Raw genomic sequence first — 20,408 nt, 5'->3', positions numbered from 1 at the left:
AGCTATCGATCGTATTCGAATATACGTTCGATCGCGACCAGCGTGACAGGCGGCCCTGTCCCTGTCCACAGGGAAGATCCCGGCCAGTCAGCGGCAGATTCGGCTACCCTCGCACCCGTGACCGAACGTGCTCGCCCCCATATCGGCCCCGACTACCTGGTCGCGGGCCGCTACCGCCTGCAGTCGAAGCTGGGCGGGGGTGGCATGGGCGCGGTCTGGCTGGCCACCGATCGGCTGCTCAACCGGGAAGTCGCGATCAAGCAGGTGCTCACCACCGCCGGCCTGAGCGAGGCCGAGGCCGAGCGGGTGCGCAACAGCATCGTGCACGAGGGCCGGGTGGCGGCCAAGCTGTCGCACGAGCACGCCATCGCCGTCTACGACGTGGTGATCGAAGCGGGCGAGCCGTGGCTCGTCATGGAGTACTTACCCTCGCGCAGTGTGGCCAAGGCGCTCGCGCTGGTGGACGCACTGCCCGCGGTGGAGGTCGCCCAGATCGGCGCGCAGGTGGCCGACGCGCTCGCCGCCGCCCACGCCGCGGGCATCGTGCACCGCGATATCAAACCGGGCAACATCCTCGTCGCCGACCGCGGCCCCGACCTGGGCAAGGCGAAGCTCAGCGACTTCGGCATCTCCCGTGGTGCGGGCGACCCGCACGGTGACGAACCCGACGGCGTGATCACCGGCACCCCCGCCTACCTGCCGCCCGAGGTGGCGCGTGGCGCCCAGCCCACCGAGGCCAGCGACGTGTTCTCCCTCGGCGCCACCCTCTACACCGCGCTAGAGGGTCAGCCGCCGTTCGGTTTCGATGACGACGAGAACGACGTGGTCACCCGCGCCGCGATGGGCCGCATCATCCCGCCCACCCGCAGCGGCATCCTCACCCAGCCGCTGCTGCACATGCTCGAGCCCGCGCCGCAGCGCCGTCCGACCATGGCCGAAGCCCGCGACGAGATCCTCACGGCCGCTTTCGGTCCCGGCACCGGCGCCTACATTCTCGGTGTCCCGCTGCGCACCGAGGACGGCACCATCCCGGCCTGGGCGTCGCGCAGCGGCGCCAGCGGCGTGCGCAGCCCCAATGCCCAGCCGCTGCCCCGCCCGCACCGCGCACCCCTTGCCGCCGCGCAGACCGCGCGCCCCCAGCGCACCGGCAGCTTCTTCGACGACCTGCCCAACGGTGCGCCCTTGGCGATCGGCGCAGGTGTGCTGATCGGCCTGGTCATCCTCATCGCCCTCATCATCGCAGTGATGTAGGCGCTGCCTCGCCCGGGGCCGCTCATTCGATGCGGCGGCGATGGGCCCATCTGGTCAGTGCGTTGCGGTTGGACTGCTGGGTTTTGCGCAGTACGTTCGAGGCGTGGGTTTCGACCGTCTTCACCGAGATGAACAGGCTTTCGGCGATCTCGCGGTAGGTGTATCCGCGGGCGAGCAGACGCAGGACTTCCAGTTCGCGTGGGGTCAGTGAGTCCAATTCGGGGTCGAGCGGTGGTTCGGGGACCGGGGAGCGGCCGGTGAACGAGTCGAGGACGAAACCGGCCAGCCGTGGACTGAACACCGCGTCACCGCCCGCGACGCGGCGGATGCCGTCGGCCAGCTCGGCGCCGGAGATGGTCTTGGTGACATACCCGCGCGCGCCCGCCCGGATCACCGCGATCACGTCCTCGGCCGCGTCCGACACGCTCAGCGCCAAACAGACCGGGCCCGAGGCGATTCCGCTCAGCACCGCGACACCGCCGCCGTCGGGCATGTGCACATCGAGCAGCACCACATCCGGTTTCGCGGCATCGATCCCGGCGACGGCCTCCGCCACGGCCCCGGCCTCACCGACCACCTCCATGTCGGCTTCCCGGCTCAGCTCCGCTCGCACCCCCGACCGGAAGACCGCGTGATCGTCGACCAGAAACACCCGCACACTCACTCGAGACTCCTCATTCGAACCGCGAACCTGATGCTCATCGGTACCACACCACGATGTCCGGGCGACGCGATCGGGCCATCAGCGCCCCCATCATGATGTCCGCGCGACGCAACCGGACCATCAGCGGTCACACCACGACATCCGCGCGGCCGCAACCGGACCCTCCACGGCCACATCAGGACATCCGAGCGGCGCGACGGTGCCCTCCCACCGCCACCACCATGTCCGAGCCGCGCAACCCGGCCGTCAGCGGTCGACCGGATGGTCATGGTGCGCCTGGTCCAGGCGCAGAGCGACGGTCGGCGAATCGGCGTCGGTCGGCTGTTCCTCGTCGCTCGGCTCGGAGGAACCGGAGTCGGTGCGCGGCATGACGATCCGCACCTCGGTACCGCGCCCGACGGTCGAGTCGATCTCGGCGGTACCGCCGCGCCGCTCGACGCGCGCGCAGATCGACTTGGCGATCCCGCGCCGGTCGGCGGGCACCGACGACACGTCGAAACCGGCGCCGCGGTCGCGCACGAAGATGCTCACCTGGTGCGGTTCGGTTTCGGCGAACAGGTCGATCTCGGGCACGTCGGCGTGCTTGGCCGCGTTGACCAGTGCCTCGCGGGTAGCGCCGAGCAGGGCCGTGAAGTGCTCCTTGGGCAGCCCGGCGCCGGTGTCGCCGGGGTCCATCGCGACATCGCCGACGGTGACGGGGGTGACCTTCACACCGTGCTGGTCCTCCACCTCGCCTGCGATGGTGCGCAGGGCGGCGGACAGGCTCGAATGCGCGGGCGCGGCATCGTCGAAGAGCCATTTGCGCAGTTCGCGTTCCTGGCTGCGGGCCAGGCGCAACACTTCCTGGGGATCTTCGGCTTGCCGCTGGATCAGCGCGAGGGTTTGCAGCACCGAGTCGTGCAGGTGGGAGGCGATCTCCTCGCGCTCCTCGTTGCGGATGCGGGCGCCGCGTTCGGCGTTGAGGGCGCGGACCATGCGCAGCCACAGCGGCACCGTGAGCAGCCCCGCGCCGACCAGGGTGACCGCCACCGCGATCAAGGCCGAACCGAGCGAGCTCAGGTCGATACGGGCCAGCACGACGACACCGAGGCCGAACACGATCAGCGTCGCCCCGGCCACGATGCGCGACCAGGTGACCACCGACGGTCGCGCGGGCAACCCGAACAGCGCCCGCGGTCCCGGCGCGGCCACATCGTATTCACGCCACACCAGGGCGGCGCCGACCGCGACGACGACGACCGGCACGATCACCTTCGCCGCCGTGCCCTGGAACAACCAGCCGACGGTGACCGCGAGCACCATCCCGAGCAGCGCGAGCCCGATCGCCTGCCTGCGCTCGTCGCCGGTGGGTGCGGTCGCGTCGCCACCGGCCGGGGTGAAGATCCACAGCAGGCCGTAGGCCACCAGGCCCGCGCCGACCAGCGCGGACAGCAGCACGAACGCCAGCCGCACCTTGAACACGTCGACGCCCAGGTGATCGGCCAGGCCGCCCGCGACGCCACCGATCACCCGGCCACCGGTCCGCCGGACCAGCCGGGGAGTCGTCGGCGACGCCGGGTCGCCGGGTTCGGACGCGGGAACCGGAAGCACACCGGGGAGATACCCGCGGGGCACGCCGTAACCCTGCGGCGGGACCGGCGAGTAGCCGACGGCCGGACGGTACGGCGGCGGCGTGGGCAGGTACTGCACGCCAGGACGGTACTGCTGGGCGACACCGTACTGCTGAGCCGCTCGGCGATACTGCCGGACAGCCTCGCGATACCGCCTGCCACTCGGCCGAGGCGCCACGGGCCCCGGCATGCGCGCGGAGCCGTTGATCCCGGGGGCGAAGCCGGGCCCGGGTAGCCCCTGGGCGGCGGTGCGGGTGGGAACAGACGGATCCATACTTCGATACTGGCACGCGCGAGCGGCAGCCGACATCAGGAAAGACCCTGATCTGTGCCCGATGTCCCCGATTCCGTGCCGACCTGCGGCGCACCCTGTCCGGTCCGGACAAAAATCAGCGATGACCTGCGGCTATCCGCAAACCGGTGCGGCCGGGCGGAACCGGCGGCGGATGCCGGACCGGAAAACCGAAAGTGCCGCCCTCAGCAGGGCTTTCAGCGATCGCACCGGTATTTCGAAAGCCCGGGCACAGATGATCTTCCTACGTTGATGGCAGGCCGGAACCACGGCCGCCGCTCCAGGGGAGGAACACGTGAACATCATCACCACCGTGCTGGGTGCCGCGACCATCGGACTGAGCACTCTCGGGATGACACCGATCGCCTCGGCCACGCCGATGGCACCGCACGAATCGACCTACCACGGTCCCGAGGGCTTCCAGCTCACCATCGGCCATACCGACCAGTCCTACCGGCTGGTTCCCCCGCTCAACGCCATGCCGACCAACCGCGAGGTGTTCCTGAACAACACCGCCTACGTCACCGCACCGCCCGGCGCGACCGGTGACCTCAGCTCCGGTTACCTCGTGGCCTGTGCCGTCGACCTGGAATTGTCGGTCGGCCTCGACGGCGGGATCTCGGTGGATGCGGGGGCGAGCGTCGGATTCGGCTCGTCGGGTCCCGACGGCTCGGTCGATATCGGTCCGTCGATCTCGGCGGGTCTTGACCTGAGTTTGTCGCTCGCCCCCGGCGAGATCAAGAAGATCGACATGGGATCGATGCCGTTGAGCTCGGGCACCACCTACCTGGTGAACCGCGACTTCCACCTGATGGTCGGCAACTGCGGCGGTCCGCTCAATGTCTACTCCTGGGCGACGGTCACCGCCGGAACCGGTCAGGTCGAGGCCACGAACTCCGTCTTCGGCGACACCATGTTCCTGTAGCCGAACCGGGAACCCGGCGCCCACGCCGGGTTCCCGAGCCGGGCGAATATCATTGCGGTGGTCATCTTTTCATCGAACGGGGGGGTTCTTGACTGTCGTCGACAGCGAGATCTCGTCGCCACGTGCGCTTTTCGCCCAGCGATTCGGCGAGCTCTACGCCGCGGCGGGCAACCCGACCCTGCGCCGGGTCGCCGCGGCCACCGAGCGGCGCATGCGCGGCGCCCAGTCGGGCACGCCGTCGGCGCAGCGGATCAGCGACTGGAAAGCCGGCCGCAATGTTCCCGCCCGCTTCGAATCCCTGCTGCCCGTGGTCCTCACGCTCGTCGAGATGACCGAGAAGGCCCAGCGCGACCTGCCGAGAACACTGGCCGACCCGCACGAATGGCGACGGCTGTGGCAGGAATCGGTCACCTGGACGGCGACGGCGGGCGACGACCACACCTGCCCGTACCCCGGCCTGCGCGCCTACCGACCCGAGGAGGACACCTTGTTCTTCGGACGCGAGCAGGCCACCGCCGATTTCGCCGCGCTGGTCCGCGACACCACGGGCATCGTCGTGCTGATCGGCGCGTCGGGGGCGGGCAAATCCTCGCTGCTCGCCGCGGGTCTGCGCCCGGCCATCGACCTGACCGCAGCCACCATCACACCGGGCGCGACACCGGCCACCGCACTCGACGCCGTCGGCGACGATCCGGCGGTGCTGATCGTCGACCAGTTCGAAGAGCTGTTCACACTGTGTCAGGACGAGGCCGAACGTTCGGCGTTCCTGACCTCGCTCACCGAACTCACCACCCGCGACACCGATCCGCGCACAGTGGTCCTGGCCCTGCGCGCCGACTTCTACGAACCGTGTCTGCACTACCCCGTGCTACGGAACAGCTTGCAGCACAACAGCTATCTGCTCGGTGCCATGTCGATGGACGAAGTATCTCGCGCGATCACCGGTCCTGCCGCTGCCGCCGGACTCACCCTCGAACCTGGGCTCGCCGAGCTGGTTCTCGCCGAATTGCGCGGGCTCGGTGAGCATCTCGACGGTTACGACCCCGGCACGCTGCCGCTGCTGTCGCACGTGATGGCCGCGACCTGGCAGCAGCGGGAGGGGCGCAAACTCACCGTGGCCGGGTACCGCAAGGCCGGCGGTGTCGCGGGGTCGGTCGCGGAGACCGCCGAACTCGCCTGGAGCGAGCTCACTCCCCCACAGCAGAGCGCCGCACAGGAACTCCTCGGCGCGCTGGTGACCGTCGGGCAGGACACCCGCGACACCCGCCGCACCGTCGACCGCGTCGAATTACTCGGTCGCAGTGGGAATTCCGAGGCGGCGGCGCAAGCGCTCGACGTGCTCGCCGCCAGCCGAATCGTCACCGTCGACGCCAGCTCCGTGCAGCTCACCCACGAGATCGTGCTCACGGCCTGGCCACGATTGCGCGGCTGGATCGATGCCGACCGAGTCGGGCACGCGGTCCGCCAACGGCTCGAGCGCGACGCGATCGAATGGACAGTCGCCGGGCAGGATCCGGCGCTGCTGTATCGGGGTACCCGGCTCGACCGGGTGGGCGAACACGTCGGCCGCGCGCCCGACAACCCGCAGGTGCGAGCCTTTCTACAGGCCTCACGGCGCGCGGCGCGCAACGGCAACCGACGGCGGATCGTGGCGATCATGGTGGTGTTCGCTCTGCTCGCCACCGGTGTGATCGCCTTCGACCGCACCCGGCTCGCCGACCAACGGGCACTCGACCGCGACTATGCCGAGTTGGTGGCCGCCGCCCAGCGCACCGGAACCATCGACCCGTCTCTCTCGTCCCAATTCCTGCTGGCCGCGTACCGGCTCCGGCCCGACGACATGACCCGCAATCTGCTGCTGAACAGCCAGGACTCGCCGCTCGCTGTCGCGGTGCCCGCGCATACCGAGTTGGTCGATACGCTCGCCTTCCGTCCGGCCGACGCATTGCTGGTCTCGATCGACTACCGCGGCGAGGCGGCCTTCTGGAACCTGAACGATCCCGCGCGACCTCGGCGCCTGCCCACCGCGCTCGGCACTGGTTTCGATGAGCTCGTCTTCGTTCCGGGCAGCACGGACGCGGTCACCCTCGGCGGCTCCGGTACCCAGCTGTGGGATATCGCCGACCCCGGAGCCCCCCGACTTGTCTACACGCTCGACCCCGCCCGCGCCCAGCAGATCGCTGTCGACCCGACCGGAACCAGACTCGCGCAGATCGCCGCCTCGACGTTGAGCCTGTGGGACGTGCGCGATCGGTCACACCCCGTGCGCACCGCGACCAGAGCGCTGTCCGGAGACAACCACACCATCGAATTCGGGGCCGGTGGAACAACATTCGCGCTCGGCACCCAAACCATGGGCATCTCCGTCCCGGACACCGTGCAGATGTGGGATACCGCGACCGCCCAGCCCCTCGGTGAACCGATATCCACCCAGGCTGGGGAGTATCTGACGGCCGTCGCACTCAGCCCGGACGGAACCCGGCTGGCCGTCGGCACACACAGAGTGGGCGGCACAGACAGTGCGACGTCGAGCCAGTTGCGGCTCTTCGATACCACCGAGCCGGCCCGTCCGCGCGCCTTCGGTGCGTCCACCAGGGTGGCGAACGACGACCTGACTTCCCTCGCCTTCCATCCCGGCGGAAACCTTCTCGCCACGGGCTCCGAGGAAGCCGCGCGGCTGTGGAATATCGCCGATCCGTCCCAACCCACCCAAACCGGGCGCCCGCTCGCCGTGAGCCCGACCGCCTGCCCCCGAGTGTGGTACTCACCGTGCGGCGGAGGCCCAAGCACCATGCTTTTCCTCCCCGGCGAACCGATACTGATCGGGGCCGGTGACGACGGTCTGCTGCGCGTCTGGACATTGCCCCGCTCGACCATCGATATCCCGGCGAGGGCACCGGAGCCGACATCCCCTGTCTTCGACCGCTCCGGCAACCGCATGGCCCTACTCACCCGGGGCGGCGCGATTACCGTCTGGGATACCACCGACATCCGCCAGCCGGTCAGAACGGCGACAATTCCCGCGATACCGGGGCTGACCGAACCCGCGCTGAGCCCAGACGGTCGGACCCTGACAGCGCACGACCGGCAGGGCAGGCGGCGCGTCGTGTTCGATCTCGAAGACCCACGTCACCCGCGCATGCTGCCCGCGTGGCCGCTCGGCGAAGGTGAATTCTCGGTGGTCGAGGGAACCCGGATGCTGGTCACCGATCGCACCACAGGCCAGGTGTGGGACGTCACCGATCGCACCGCGCCCACACCCCTCGGACCACCGATCACCGCAGGGGAACGAGAACTCGCCGACGGCAGTTTCAGCACCGACGGCAGCCAACTGACGGTGCGGCTACTCCAAGGAGATGGACGCCAGGAGAAATTCCGCGTCTTCCGCCAGATCTGGAATCTGGACGATCCGGCACACCCACAGCTCGCCATCGACACCGAGGTGGACCTGAACGAGTCCTTCTGGCCGTCCGAATTCGTCCCCGGTCACCGAGTCCTCACCATTACCCGAGATGACCAGTTCGGCCTGTGGGATACCGATCACCTGGAATCGTTCACCCCGCTCGTCGTCGCGGCACGCACCGAGATCGCCCCGATCACGTGGATCTCCGGTACCGCGGGCGGCACCGGACTGGCCGTGTCGAGCAGAACCGGCACCACCAACCTGTGGGACATCGCCGACCCACGCATGCCACGCCACCGCACCGGCCCGATCGGCCCTGCCGACGGCCGCCGACGAGCGGTCGTCCTGCACCCACGCGGCGAACAGCTCGTACTCCTCACCGACGACGGACAGCTCGGCGTCTGGGACCTCGACCCCGAAGCCGTCGCCACCCGCATCTGCGCGAGCACAGGCATGCTCACCGAGGCGGTCTGGCGCACGCACGTCGCCAACGGCCCCTACCGCGCACCCTGCTCCTGAACCCCGGGCAATTTTCAGGGTTCCCCCCGATGCGGTCGAGGGGTCGCGCAGCACACCATGGAACCCATGAGCAGAACGAGCTTCGGCGATCAGGTTCAGCAGATGTGGCACACGCGGCCCGTCCGGCTGCCCCGGCAGGGGCCGATCGCCGGTGTGGCCGCCGGGTTCGGGTTGCGCTACGGCGTGGATCCGGTGCTGTTGCGGGTGGCGTTCGTGGTGTCGACCATTTTCGGCGGGGCGGGGATCATCCTGTATCTGCTGGCGTGGCTGGTGCTCGGCTCCGCGGGCAACGAAGCGTCGGCGGCCGAGTCGCTCAGCGGGCGTGGGTCGCATTCGCAGACGAAGACGATCGTGTTGATCGTGGCGCTGGCCATCGCGGTGTCGACCATGGGCCCGATGGGGTTGGGGCTCGGCGGTGGCGGCGTGATCAGCATGGGTCTGATGCTGGCCGGGTGGTGGATGCTCTATCTGCGTCATCCCGAGCTGCCCGCCGGTTTCGACAGCCGTCCCGCCCCGCTCGGCACCACCGGTTACCCGGGCGCGGGCTACCCGAACGCGATGTACCCGTACACCGCCGAGGGGATGTACACGCCGTACACCAAACTCCCCGACGCCTACGTCCCCGATCCGGCGACGACCGTGCTCCCCCGCACGGAAAACCGCGCGGCGACAGCGGAACCCATGCCGTTGCTGCGGGTCGACGAGGCCGAGACGGTAGTACTGCACAAGCACAGCGACGCCGTGCCACCACAGTCGTCGACCACCGTCGGCGAAACCGTGACCACCCCGGAAGATGCCGAATCTACCGGCAGCACTGCACCTTCCGAGCACGCCGATGCTCGCCCTTCCGCGCCCATCGACGCAGAACTCGCGGACGCACCGAAACCTGACGAATTCGGGACGACGCCGACAACAGACGCCGGCATCCAGGAGGCCTCGGGAACGGTCGTGGACAACCGAGAGGCATCGGCAGCAGACGCCCACCTCCGACCGGCGCCGACGGCGGAGACAACACCGACCGCAGGGCACGAGTCCGGCGACGACCGATCAATCATCGATCTCGCGAAACCCGAGCCGGCCGCACACGCTGAACCGACCGGCCTGTCGACGATCGGCGACACCGCGATCCTGCCCAAAACCCCGGGCAGCCCCCACCTACGCGCCCAGGTGCCCCCCGGCTGGGATCCCCTGGCCGTGGCCCCGCTGGCCTGGGAGCTCCCCGAAGCCGTCCCCACCTTCGCCCCGGTCGCCCCGCAACCACCGAAACGCCCGCGCTCCCGGCTGACGCCGATCACCATCGGCCTGGCCATCCTCGCCGCCGCGGCAGCGGGTGCGGCCGCCGCGTCGGGCGTCGAATGGATGACCCCCGCCCGCATCGCCGCCTTCGCCCTGGCCGTCGTCGGCCTCGGCCTCGTCGCCGGCGCATTCCTGCGGCGCGGTTACGGACTGCTCGTGCTCACCGCACCGCTGGCCGGCTTCGTCCTGCTCGCCTCACTGATCGGGCCGATCGACTTCGAGAACAGCGGCAATGTGGGTGACCGCGTGTGGGCGCCGACCTCCGTGCAGGAACTGCAGCCCCGCTACGCCCTCGACATCGGTTCGGGCACATTGGATCTGCGCGGCCTCACCCTCACCGAATCACGAAGCGTCGAGGTCGCGGTGAACATCGGCGATACGAAGATCAAGCTGCCAGAAGGGATGACGGTGAACACCACCTGCGACATCCGCGTCGCCGACAACCCGTGCGACGAGGGCCTGAGCGGACCGAACACCCCCGGCGCACCGGTCCTCGACCTGCACATCACGATGCACCTCGGCGACGTGGAGGTGACCCGTGGCTGACTCGACGAAAACCGAACGCCGCCCGGCATTTTCCCTACTCATCACCGGTCTGCTCGCCCTTGCGGTGAGCGTGTGGGCCCTGCTCGGCGCACCGACCCCCGACAGCGGCGGCATCGTACCGATGGGCTGGGGCGTGGTGATCGTGGCCAGCGTCGTCGGCCTGCTGCTCGTCCTCTCCCCCCGCCGCAAACGACACTGACGAGAACAACGACATCGAAACGAGAAATGGCCCGTCATCAGACGGGCCATTTCTATTGCAGGGGCAACCCCTGACTCACTCCCACTCGATGGTGCCCGGCGGCTTGCTCGTCACGTCGAGCACTACGCGGTTCACCTCGGCCACCTCGTTGGTGATGCGGGTGGAGATGCGTTCGAGCACGTCGTAGGGCAGGCGCGTCCAGTCCGCGGTCATCGCGTCCTCGCTCGACACCGGGCGCAGCACGATCGGATGACCGTAGGTGCGGCCGTCACCCTGCACACCCACCGAGCGGACATCCGCGAGCAGCACCACCGGGCACTGCCAGATCTGCTTGTCCAGGCCGGCGGCGGTGAGTTCCTCGCGGGCGATGGCGTCGGCCTGACGCAGCAGGTCGAGCCGGTCGGCGGTCACCTCGCCGACGATGCGGATGGCGAGGCCGGGGCCCGGGAACGGCTGGCGCGCGACGATTTCCTCGGGCAGGCCGAGTTCGCGACCCACCGCACGGACCTCGTCCTTGAACAGCAACCGCAGCGGCTCGACCAGCTCGAACTCGAGATCGTCGGGCAAGCCGCCGACATTGTGGTGGCTCTTGATGTTGGCGGTGCCGGTGCCACCACCGGATTCGACCACATCCGGGTACAGCGTGCCCTGCACCAGGAACTCGACCTTCGGTGCCGTCCCGTCGCCACCCTGTTCGGCGACGATGCCCGCCACCGCGTCCTCGAAGGACCGGATGAACTCGCGGCCGATGATCTTGCGCTTCTCCTCCGGGTCGGAGACGCCCTTCAGCTCACCGAGGAACTTGTCGACCGCGTCGACCGTGACCAGCTTGGCCCCGGTCGCGGCGACGAAATCGTGTTGCACCTGCTCACGCTCGCCCGCGCGCAGCAGACCGTGGTCGACGAACACACAGGTGAGCCGGTCACCGATGGCACGCTGCACCAGCGCGGCGGCGACGGCGGAGTCGACACCGCCGGACAGCCCACAGATGGCGTGGCCGTCACCGATCTGGGCGCGCACGTCCTCGATCAGGGCCTCGGCGATATTGGCCGGGGTCCACGCCGCGGGAATGCCCGCCAGCTCGTGCAGGAAGCGGCTCAGCACCTGCTGGCCGTGCGGGGAATGCAGCACCTCGGGGTGGTACTGCACGCCGGCCAGCCGACGCGCGCGATCCTCGAACGCGGCGACCGGCGCACCCGCGGTGGTGCCGGTGACCTCGAACCCCTCGGGGGCGTCGGTGACCGCGTCGCCGTGGCTCATCCACACCGGCTGGATGGTCGGCAGACCACCGTGCAGCACACCACCGTCGATATTGAGTTCGGTGCGGCCGTATTCGCGGGTGCCGGTGTGCGAGACGGTGCCGCCGAGGGCCTGGGCCATCGCCTGGAAGCCGTAGCAGATGCCGAACACGGGCACGTCGAGGTCGAACAGCCGCGCGTCGAGCTGCGGGGCGCCCTCGGCGTACACGCTGGACGGGCCACCGGACAGGATCACCGCGAGCGGCTGCTTCTCGGCGATCTCCTCGACCGTCATGGTGTGCGGAATGACCTCGGAGAACACCCTGGCCTCACGCACCCGGCGGGCGATCAGCTGTGCGTACTGTGCGCCGAAGTCGACGACGAGGACCGGTCTCTGAGTTTCTGCCACCTGCCCAGTTTAGTGAGGGTGACAGACGGCCGAGCACGGGGCATCGATGCGACGCCACGCCACGCTGTGACAGACCACGACGCACCGTCAATCCTTGCGCGGGGCGGGGCGGGGCTGGCTATCCTCGTGCTCGTGCCATTCGCCCGCGCGATCGATGCCGACATCTACTACGAGGACAGCGGTGGCACGGGTCCGGTGGTGTTGCTCGCCCACGAATTCTTCATGGACCGCACGATGTTCGAGGCGCAGCAGACGGCACTCGCCCCCGAATTCCGGGTCGTCGCGTGGGACGCGCGCGGCCACGGCCGCACCAGGGACCAGCGGCTACCGTTCACCTACTGGACCGCCGCCCGCGACGCGCTGACCGTGCTCGACGCGCTCGGCGTCGAACGCGCGATCGTCGGCGGCACCGCCCAGGGCGGGTTCACCGCGCTACGCACCGCGCTCGTCGCCCCCGAACGGGTGGCCGCGCTCATCCTCATCAGCACCGAAGCCCACGGGCCGACCCGTGAACAGTCCACCGCCACACAGCGTTTCCTCGACGAATGGCACGACCGGGGTTCCCGCGAGGAAGCCGCGACCCAGCTCGCCGACTGGCTCATCGGCGACGACAACCACTACCGCGAGATCTGGACCCGCCGCTGGGTCGGCGACGCGCACAACGGTCTCGACGCCGCGGTCGGCTGCCTGCTCGGGCGCGACTCGGTGCTCGAACGGCTGTCCGAGATCACTTGCCCGGCGCTGGTCATCCACGCCACCCACAGCGGTATCGCCGGGAAAAGGGCCCGCATGCTCGCCGACGGTCTCACCGCCTCCACCTACGTGGAGATCGACGGCGCCCGCCTCGGTGTCACGATGACCCACGCGGAACCGGTCAATGCCGCCATCGGCCGGTTCCTGCGCGAACGGGTGTCACTGGCCCACGTCCGTTAGCGGACGCTGAGCCCGACCTTCTGGAATTCCTTGAGGTCGGAGTAACCGGCCTTGGCCATCGAGCGACGCAGGCCACCGACCAGGTTCAGCGAACCGAACGGGTCGTCGGAGGGGCCGTAGAGGACGCGCTCGAGGCTGGGGCGGTCGGTGGCGCCGTCGGGGCCGTCGAGCCACGACTCGTCGACCGGCAGGAACGAACCGCGCGGCACCGAGGGGTGCGCGGTGGCCGAGGGCCAGTACCAGCCGTGACCCGGCGCCTCGGCCGACACCGACAGCGGCACACCGAGCATCACGGCGTCGGCGCCGCAGGCGATGGCCTTGGCGAGCTGGCCGGAGGTGGCCACGTCACCGTCGGCGATCACGTGCACGTAGCGGCCGCCGGTCTCGTCGAGGTAGTCGCGGCGCGCGGCGGCGGCGTCGGCGATGGCCGTGGCCATCGGCACACCGATACCGAGCACCTCGCCGGTGGTGGTCGCACCCGGGAAGGAGCCGTATCCGACGATGACGCCCGCCGCACCCGTGCGCATCAGGTGCAGGGCGGTGCGGTGATCGCTCACGCCACCGGCCACGACCGGCACGTCGAGTTCGGCGATGAAGGTCTTGAGGTTGAGCGGTTCGCCGTCACCGACGTGCTCGGCGGAGATGATGGTGCCCTGCACCACCAGCAGCTCCACACCGGCCTGCACCAGTGCGGGGGTGAGCGCGCGGGCGTTCTGCGGGCTCACCCGCACGGCGGTGGTCACCCCGGCGGCGCGCACCTGGGCCACGGCGGCGGCGAGCAGGTCGGGCTGCATCGGGGCGGCGTGCAGTTCCTGGAGTAAGGAGATCGCGCGTTCGTAACCCCCCTTGTCGACCAGATCGATCAGCTGATCGATCTTGGCCTGCACATCGGCGTGCCGCGCCCACAGACCCTCACCGTTGATCACACCGAGGCCACCACGACGCCCGAGTTCGATCGCGAACTCCGGCGAGACCAGCGCGTCGGTGGGGTGCGCGAGCACGGGGATCTCGAAGCGGTAGGCGTCGAGCTGCCAGGCCAGCGAGACCTGCTTCGACGACCGCGTCCGCCGCGAGGGCACGATGTCCACGTCGTCCAGCTCGTAGGTCCGCCGAGCGACCCGACCCATCCCGATCTCGACCATGTCACGCACAGTTGCTCCCTGTGTCCGGGCGCGCGTGTGCGCGCGTTTTCACAAACCTGACGGCTTGCATGGCTGTGCGCCGGGAGCGTACCCCCCGGCGCACAAACGCATCTATTGTACTCAGCCGCGGCCGGTGTAGTTCGGGGCCTCGACGGTCATGGTGATGTCGTGCGGGTGGCTTTCCTTGAGGCCCGCGGCGGTGATCTGCACGAACTGGGCGCCCTGCAGGTGCTCGATGTTCTGCGAACCGGTGTAGCCCATCGCGGCGCGCAGGCCGCCGACGAGCTGGTGGATCACCTGATTCACCGGGCCACGGAACGGAACGCGGCCCTCGATGCCCTCGGGGACCAGCTTGTCCTCGGCGAGCACGTCGTCCTGGAAGTAGCGGTCCTTGGAGTAGGACTTGGCCTGGCCGCGGCCCTGCATCGCGCCGAGCGAACCCATGCCGCGGTAGCTCTTGAACTGCTTGCCGTTCACCAGGATCAGATCGCCGGGCGACTCGGCGGTGCCCGCGAGCAGCGAACCGAGCATCACCGTCGACGCACCGGCGGCGATGGCCTTGGCCACATCGCCGGAGTACTGCACGCCACCGTCGGCGATCACCGGCACACCGGCGGGCTTGCACGCGGCGACGGCCTCGAGGATCGCGGTGATCTGCGGCGCACCGACACCGGCAACCACGCGAGTGGTGCAGATGGAGCCGGGACCGACACCCACCTTGACAGCGTCGACGCCCGCCTCGACGAGCGCGGCGGCACCGGCCCGGGTGGCGACGTTGCCGCCGACGACCTGGATGCGGTCGCCCACTTCGGCCTTCACCTTGGCGACCATCTGCAGCACCTGCGACTGGTGCCCGTGCGCGGTGTCGACGATCAGCACGTCGACACCCGCGTCGGCCAGGGTCATCGCGCGCGACCAGGAGTCCTCACCCACACCGATCGCCGCACCGACGAGCAGGCGGCCGTCGCGGTCCTTGGTGGCGTTGGGGTACTGATCGGTCTTGACGAAGTCCTTGACCGTGATGAGCCCGCGCAGGCGGCCGTTGCCGTCGACGATGGGCAGCTTCTCGATCTTGTGGCGGCGCAGCAGACCGAGCGCGGCCTCGGCGGTGACACCCTCCTGGGCGGTGATCAGCGGCGCCTTGGTCATCACCTCGTCGACGCGGCGGTCCTGATCGACCTCGAAGCGCATGTCGCGGTTGGTGATGATGCCGACGAGCGAACCGGTCTCGTCCACCACGGGCAGGCCCGAGATGCGGAACCGGGCGCACATGGCGTCCACATCGGCGAGAGTGTCGTTGGGACGACAGGTGACCGGGTCGGTCACCATGCCCGCCTCGGACCGCTTCACGGTCTCCACCTGGGCGGCCTGATCGGCGGCCGACAGGTTGCGGTGCAGCACACCCATGCCGCCCGCACGCGCCATGGCGATCGCCATGCGCGCCTCGGTGACGGTGTCCATGGCCGAACTCACCAGCGGGGTGCGCAGCGTGATGTCACGCGTGAGCCTGCTGGAGGTCTCGACGGAGCTGGGGATGAGATCCGAGGCGGCAGGCAGCAACAGCACGTCGTCGAACGTGAGGCCGAGCATGGCGATCTTGTTCGGATCGTCGCCACCCGTAGGAGGGCGCACCGCGATTCGTTCGCCCGACACGGGATTACTCATTCGGATCGACCCCTCCTGGTCGTCGGAGTACCGACGCAGGAGATGACGCGCGTCGGTGCTGAGCGGAAAGCTTGATGGTCGGTGAGAACAAGCTCGCCGACGCCTGCATTCCATGGTATCGGTCGGCCGTGACACGCTGTGCAGTGAGCCCTCGCGCAAAACTTGCCAGGTGCATCGCTGGCGCAGACCGGCCACCACTGCGTACCGTGGGGTTGTGCGTGACCATCTACCACCTGGCCTGCCGCCGGATCCCTTCGCCGGAGACCCCTCCGACCCGTCTGCCGCGCTCGATGCCATCGAGCCCGGTGAGCCGCTGGATCCACATGAGCGCCTCGCGGTCGAGGAAGATCTCGCCGACCTCGCCGTCTACGAAGCCCTGCTCGCCCATCGTGGCATCCGCGGGCTCGTCGTCAGCTGCGAGGACTGTCGGCAAGATCACTACCACGACTGGGACATGCTGCGGGCGAACCTGCTGCAGCTACTCGTCGACGGCACTGTCCGGCCGCACGAGCCCGCCTACGACCCGACGCCCGAGGCGTACGTCACCTGGGACTACTGCCGCGGCTACGCGGACGCCTCGATGAACGAGGCCTTCCACGGCGACGGGTTCGACGGGTTCGACAACTGAGCGCTCACTGATCGGCGGACCGAGCACGTGCGGTCCCGCGTGAGTCGCGCACGCGCCGGACGGCTACCGATACAGACAACAACGAAAGAGGCCCCGAACCACTGTGGTTCGAGGCCTCTTTCGTTGTTGGTCAGGGAGTGCCGGGAAGCGACGGGATCGAGATCGTCGGAACGGCCGTCGGCACAGGCTGCGTAGGCGGAACCGCCGTCGGAGCGGTCGGCGGCGGTTCTGCGATGGTTGTCGGGGGTTGGGTCGGTTCGACGGTGACCGGCGGCGGAGTCGGCGGCACCGTGGTCACCGGCGGTGGCGACTGGTCGGTCGGTTTGGGGTCCACCGTCTCCGGAGCAGGCGTCAGCATGATCTCCGGCGGCACGGTCGGATCGGTCGTACCCGAGTTACCCGGGTCGATCGGCGCCGCGGGGTCGGTGGTCCCCGGCTTGGCCGGCGACGGAGAAGGTGCGGACGGCGACGAGGACGGCGCGGTGGTACCCGGCAGCGGCGCGGGCGGCAGCAGCGACCCGAGTTCGGGTGCCTGCTTCACCAGCTGATCACGCAGCAAGTTCCAGCGAGCCAGCAGGTCCTCGCGCTTCTTCGGGTCGCTGACCTGATCTGCGGTCGCCGAGGCCTGCTCCAGCTTGGCGCGAGCCTGTTCCGGATTGCCCGCGGCGATCATGTTCTGCGCGGCGGCCAGGTCGTCGTCGGCGCGAGCCACGACGGTGGTCTGTGCCTGTTCGCTGAACACGACTTCCTTGACCCGCCACAGCGGATCACCGGGTGCCGCACTGTAGGAGAACGCCGTGATACCGCCGAACACCACGGCCAGTGCCGCGGCGGACCCCAGCAGGGGCCGGACCAGACGCAGACGTCCGCGCGAGGAAGCTCCGGTTCGAACCTGCCTGGCACCGATCTCCTGATCGACCGCCGCGAAGACGGTGTCGAGATCGGGGCCCGCCGGCATCGGCTCGGCCAACAGATCGGCCCGCCAATCCGCGAGCAGTGACGCCAGCTGGAACTCCTCGGTGCTGTCGGTATGCACCGGTCCGTCGCTCGCGATCGCGTCGATCAGCGCATCGTCGCTGCGCACCGCCGCAATGTCGACCGGACCGGAATCGCCGGCATCCTCGGCGGCGTAGGGACCGCTGTCGTGCGACCCACGCCAAACCTTCCGGTCGCCTCGACCGCGCTCGCCATCCCTAGCCATACATTTCACCTGCCCTCGCCACTTGTGACTTCAGTTTTGCGAGTGCCCTGTGCTGGGCCACCCGTATCGCCCCCGCCGTGCTGCCCACGGCGACTGCGGTTTCCTCTGCTGACAGACCCATCACCAGTCGCAAGATCAGGATTTCCCGATGTTTCTCGGGGAGCGTGGCGAGCAGAGTGTTCATCTGCCTGCTGGTCTCCGAGTCGAGAGCTCGCTGTTCCGGTCCGTGGTCGGTGGATATGACATCTGGTACTTCGGCCATCGCCTCCGCCTTGTTACGGGCGGCATTGCGGTGGGCGTCGGCGACCTTGTGCGAGGCGATCCCGTACACGAAGGCCATGAAGGGCCGACCCTGATCCTGATAGCGGGGCAGGGCGGTCATCACAGCCAAACAGACCTCTTGCGCAACATCGTCCGCGGAGAGCTGCCCGCGCTCCGCGGCACCGATCCGCGCCCTGCAGTAGCGAACCACCAAGGGACGGACCAGTTCCAGTACCTGAGCTAAAGCGGTCCTGTCGCCCTGCGCAGCCGCAGCGACGGCGAGGTCCAACTCTTCGCCCATATGCGTCATCGTCAGAGATTTTCCTGGCGTTACGAGTGGCGCGGTCACATGTGACCGAGCTTCCACCGATGTGGCGGAACGGAACTAACAATAGCGACCCGATGATCACCCGCCAGCGGCCCCGGGTTGTTCTGAGGGTGCTCTCAGGAAGATCGCCGGGCGGCCTCATCGGGGGGACGAGCGGAAGTCTCCCCCGAGGGAACGGATACGTGCGGCGTGATCTGCGGCTTCGTGCGCGGCGGCCGCCGCGGCGGCTGGCTCCGCGGCCACTCCGGCGCGCAGCATCGCGCACGCCCAGCGCAGGGGCAGCAGGGCGTTGTCACGGCACTCAGAGTCGATTTTCTCGGCCAGTCGCGCGGCCGCCGCGAGCTCTCCCGCGGCGGCGGTGGCGGCCGCGACGAGCAGTGCCGATTTCACCCGGTGCCGCACCGAGGGAAGGTCCTCGGCCAGCGCGGCGGCACGAGTGGCGTCCTCCAGCGCGAATTCGCCGCGGGCCAGCGCGGTTTCGGCGCGGACCCAGTGCCAGCGCACCCGCGCCCGGGCAGGCGCCTCGTCGAGCAGCGGTTCCACCCGGCCGAGCAGCCGGGTGGCGAGGGCGAGGCGGCCGGTGCCGAGCGCGTCGGCGGCCAGACCGGTGTACGCGTCGGCCAGGGCCTCGGCGCGGGTGGCTCCGGTCGCGGCGCAGGCGAGGCGGGCCGCGCGCCCGTCGTTGGCGGCGGCGGCACCGTGCCAGCCGAGCTGACGCAGCAGCGAGCCCGTGGTGCTCTCGACCAACGAGGCCAAGCCGGGATCGAGGCGGGTGCGGGCGAGTACCCGCAGGTCGGCGCGGGCGGCGGCGTAGTGGCCCTGACCACCGAGGGCGACCGCCCGATGCCAGCGCGAGCGCGGGTCGGCAGGCTCCGGCAACTGTGCAGCGGCCCGGCCCGGGGTGGGACCGAATGCTGTCGAAGCGAGGATTTCGGAACCGATATCCGCCGATGAGGCCGCAGTATGCACGCGGTGACTCTAGCTCCCGATGGTCCTCGCCGTTTCTCGTGATATGTCACGACCGCGGCCGGGCAGCAACCGTTCAGCTTTTCTTTCCGTGGCCGATGTTGCCATCAGGTAAATCTCCGCTCCCGGATGCCCTCGCCGCAAAGTCTCGAATTCACATGCGTTTCTCGCAATTAACCTGAGGGCCCTCTTTGCGCCATGTCCGAGGTTACGGTCGCGGGAGCCACTGTGACCCGGCACACCGCGCTGAGCGGGGCATCGAGCACTCGAAACGCATCGAAAAGGCTGTCACCAGGGAAAATAGCCGTGTGCTTCCACAGACCAACTCGACCCATCCATAGCCAACCGAACAGTATGGACGGACGGGGAGTGAAATGTAAACAGTTCGCAGGTTAAATTTCAGCGTTGATGATTTGCTGAACCAATGCGCGGAACTATTGACGGAATTTCCCGCCGAGCCCTAACGTAGCTCATCGCCGGGGACGGCGCCGCGCGAAATTGCAGCGACCATCCACTCGGCACCGTCAGGCACCGTCGAGCCGGCCACTCAACCGAGGGGCCGCGTTGACCTGCCGCACCACTCGCTCGACAACGCTGACGAGCTCGCACCACAAGGAGTTCACCATGCCCATGCCCACCCACCTCCCCGGTCCGAACGCCGACGTCTGGGATTGGCAGATGCGTGGCTCGTGCCGCGGCCAGGACTCGGCCGTCTTCTTCCACCCCGACGGCGAACGTGGCCGCGCCCGCACCGCCCGCGAGATGCGCGCCAAGGAGATCTGCCGGGCCTGCCCCGTGCTCATGCAGTGCCGCACCCACGCCCTCAAGGTCAGCGAGCCCTACGGCATCTGGGGTGGCATGTCCGAGACCGAACGCGAGATGCACGCCCGCCGCAACCGGCGGCGCATGGCGGTCTAGAGCCCTTCGCGGAA

At 69.1% G+C, this 20,408-nt stretch carries 16 protein-coding genes; 8 read left to right on the top strand and 8 right to left on the bottom strand.

Annotated elements, in window-relative coordinates:
- The first annotated feature begins 117 nt into the window (after positions 1–117).
- Positions 118–1,251, top strand: coding sequence for a serine/threonine-protein kinase (locus ACSVDM_RS04770; protein WP_356984917.1), 1,134 nt, complete (start codon positions 118–120; stop codon positions 1,249–1,251).
- A 22-nt stretch (positions 1,252–1,273) separates the two neighbouring features.
- Here the strand turns inward: ACSVDM_RS04770 and ACSVDM_RS04765 are convergent, their stop codons facing one another.
- Complete coding sequence (locus ACSVDM_RS04765; RefSeq protein WP_067491188.1) at positions 1,274–1,909, bottom strand: response regulator; 636 nt, start codon at positions 1,907–1,909, stop codon at positions 1,274–1,276.
- A gap of 252 nt (positions 1,910–2,161) precedes the next feature.
- On the bottom strand, positions 2,162–3,799 hold the full coding sequence (locus ACSVDM_RS04760) for an ATP-binding protein (RefSeq protein ID WP_439263090.1): 1,638 nt from the start codon (positions 3,797–3,799) through the stop codon (positions 2,162–2,164).
- Between the two features lie 313 nt (positions 3,800–4,112).
- On the opposite strand from ACSVDM_RS04760, the gene ACSVDM_RS04755 reads away from it, so the two are divergent.
- The 4 genes from ACSVDM_RS04755 to ACSVDM_RS04740 all read left to right on the top strand — a co-directional run bounded on the left by ACSVDM_RS04755 (position 4,113) and on the right by ACSVDM_RS04740 (position 10,705).
- Positions 4,113–4,742 (top strand): MspA family porin, encoded by a 630-nt coding sequence (locus ACSVDM_RS04755; protein WP_067490864.1) that lies wholly within the window; start codon positions 4,113–4,115, stop codon positions 4,740–4,742.
- A gap of 88 nt (positions 4,743–4,830) precedes the next feature.
- Entirely contained in the window at positions 4,831–8,664 is a 3,834-nt protein-coding gene (locus tag ACSVDM_RS04750; protein WP_439263088.1) for an nSTAND1 domain-containing NTPase, read from the top strand.
- A 66-nt stretch (positions 8,665–8,730) separates the two neighbouring features.
- Positions 8,731–10,506, top strand: a complete 1,776-nt coding sequence (locus ACSVDM_RS04745; protein WP_439263087.1) for a PspC domain-containing protein — start codon at positions 8,731–8,733, stop codon at positions 10,504–10,506.
- Positions 10,499–10,705 carry a hypothetical protein gene (locus tag ACSVDM_RS04740; protein ID WP_439263085.1) on the top strand — a complete coding sequence of 69 codons (207 nt, stop codon included), beginning with the start codon at positions 10,499–10,501 and terminating at the stop codon, positions 10,703–10,705. Before ACSVDM_RS04745 ends, ACSVDM_RS04740 begins: the two co-directional genes overlap by 8 nt.
- Positions 10,706–10,780: 75 nt before the next feature.
- Here ACSVDM_RS04740 and guaA read toward each other — a convergent pair whose 3' ends face one another.
- Positions 10,781–12,352 carry a glutamine-hydrolyzing GMP synthase gene (guaA, locus tag ACSVDM_RS04735; RefSeq protein WP_067641286.1) on the bottom strand — a complete coding sequence of 524 codons (1,572 nt, stop codon included), beginning with the start codon at positions 12,350–12,352 and terminating at the stop codon, positions 10,781–10,783.
- A 132-nt stretch (positions 12,353–12,484) separates the two neighbouring features.
- Here guaA and ACSVDM_RS04730 point away from each other — a divergent pair, with 132 nt between their 5' ends.
- Positions 12,485–13,285: an alpha/beta fold hydrolase gene (locus ACSVDM_RS04730; protein WP_067641611.1), complete on the top strand. Its 801-nt coding sequence runs from the start codon at positions 12,485–12,487 to the stop codon at positions 13,283–13,285.
- On the opposite strand, the gene ACSVDM_RS04725 is transcribed toward ACSVDM_RS04730, so the two are convergent.
- Together ACSVDM_RS04725 and guaB are read right to left on the bottom strand one after the other, a co-directional pair.
- Positions 13,282–14,436 carry a GuaB3 family IMP dehydrogenase-related protein gene (locus tag ACSVDM_RS04725; RefSeq protein ID WP_067490875.1) on the bottom strand — a complete coding sequence of 385 codons (1,155 nt, stop codon included), beginning with the start codon at positions 14,434–14,436 and terminating at the stop codon, positions 13,282–13,284. The two genes, ACSVDM_RS04730 and ACSVDM_RS04725, sit on opposite strands and share 4 nt — an antisense overlap.
- Before the next feature lie 111 nt (positions 14,437–14,547).
- Positions 14,548–16,092, bottom strand: coding sequence for an IMP dehydrogenase (gene guaB / locus ACSVDM_RS04720; protein WP_067490877.1), 1,545 nt, complete (start codon positions 16,090–16,092; stop codon positions 14,548–14,550).
- 214 nt (positions 16,093–16,306) lie between these two features.
- Between guaB and ACSVDM_RS04715 the strand changes: the two genes are divergently transcribed.
- A complete protein-coding gene (locus ACSVDM_RS04715; protein WP_022567296.1) occupies positions 16,307–16,720 on the top strand; it encodes a DUF5319 domain-containing protein in 414 nt (137 codons plus the stop codon).
- 130 nt (positions 16,721–16,850) lie between these two features.
- Here ACSVDM_RS04715 and ACSVDM_RS04710 read toward each other — a convergent pair whose 3' ends face one another.
- The 3 genes from ACSVDM_RS04710 to ACSVDM_RS04700 all read right to left on the bottom strand — a co-directional run bounded on the left by ACSVDM_RS04710 (position 16,851) and on the right by ACSVDM_RS04700 (position 19,479).
- The gene (locus tag ACSVDM_RS04710) at positions 16,851–17,804 is read right to left on the bottom strand and encodes an anti-sigma-D factor RsdA (RefSeq protein ID WP_439263082.1); all 954 of its coding nucleotides are present in this window, start codon (positions 17,802–17,804) and stop codon (positions 16,851–16,853) included.
- Positions 17,805–17,913: 109 nt separating this feature from the next.
- Positions 17,914–18,492: a sigma-70 family RNA polymerase sigma factor gene (locus ACSVDM_RS04705; protein WP_067490881.1), complete on the bottom strand. Its 579-nt coding sequence runs from the start codon at positions 18,490–18,492 to the stop codon at positions 17,914–17,916.
- Positions 18,493–18,648: 156 nt separating this feature from the next.
- Positions 18,649–19,479 (bottom strand): hypothetical protein, encoded by an 831-nt coding sequence (locus ACSVDM_RS04700; protein ID WP_439263081.1) that lies wholly within the window; start codon positions 19,477–19,479, stop codon positions 18,649–18,651.
- A 621-nt stretch (positions 19,480–20,100) separates the two neighbouring features.
- Here ACSVDM_RS04700 and ACSVDM_RS04695 point away from each other — a divergent pair.
- Positions 20,101–20,394: a WhiB family transcriptional regulator gene (locus ACSVDM_RS04695; protein ID WP_022567299.1), complete on the top strand. Its 294-nt coding sequence runs from the start codon at positions 20,101–20,103 to the stop codon at positions 20,392–20,394.
- Positions 20,395–20,408: the final 14 nt, after the last annotated feature.

The sequence above is a fragment of the Nocardia sp. JW2 genome, assembly GCF_051843015.1.
GTDB classification, from domain to species: Bacteria; Actinomycetota; Actinomycetes; order Mycobacteriales; family Mycobacteriaceae; genus Nocardia; species Nocardia coubleae.
This window is presented reverse-complemented; position numbering and strand designations above follow the sequence as displayed.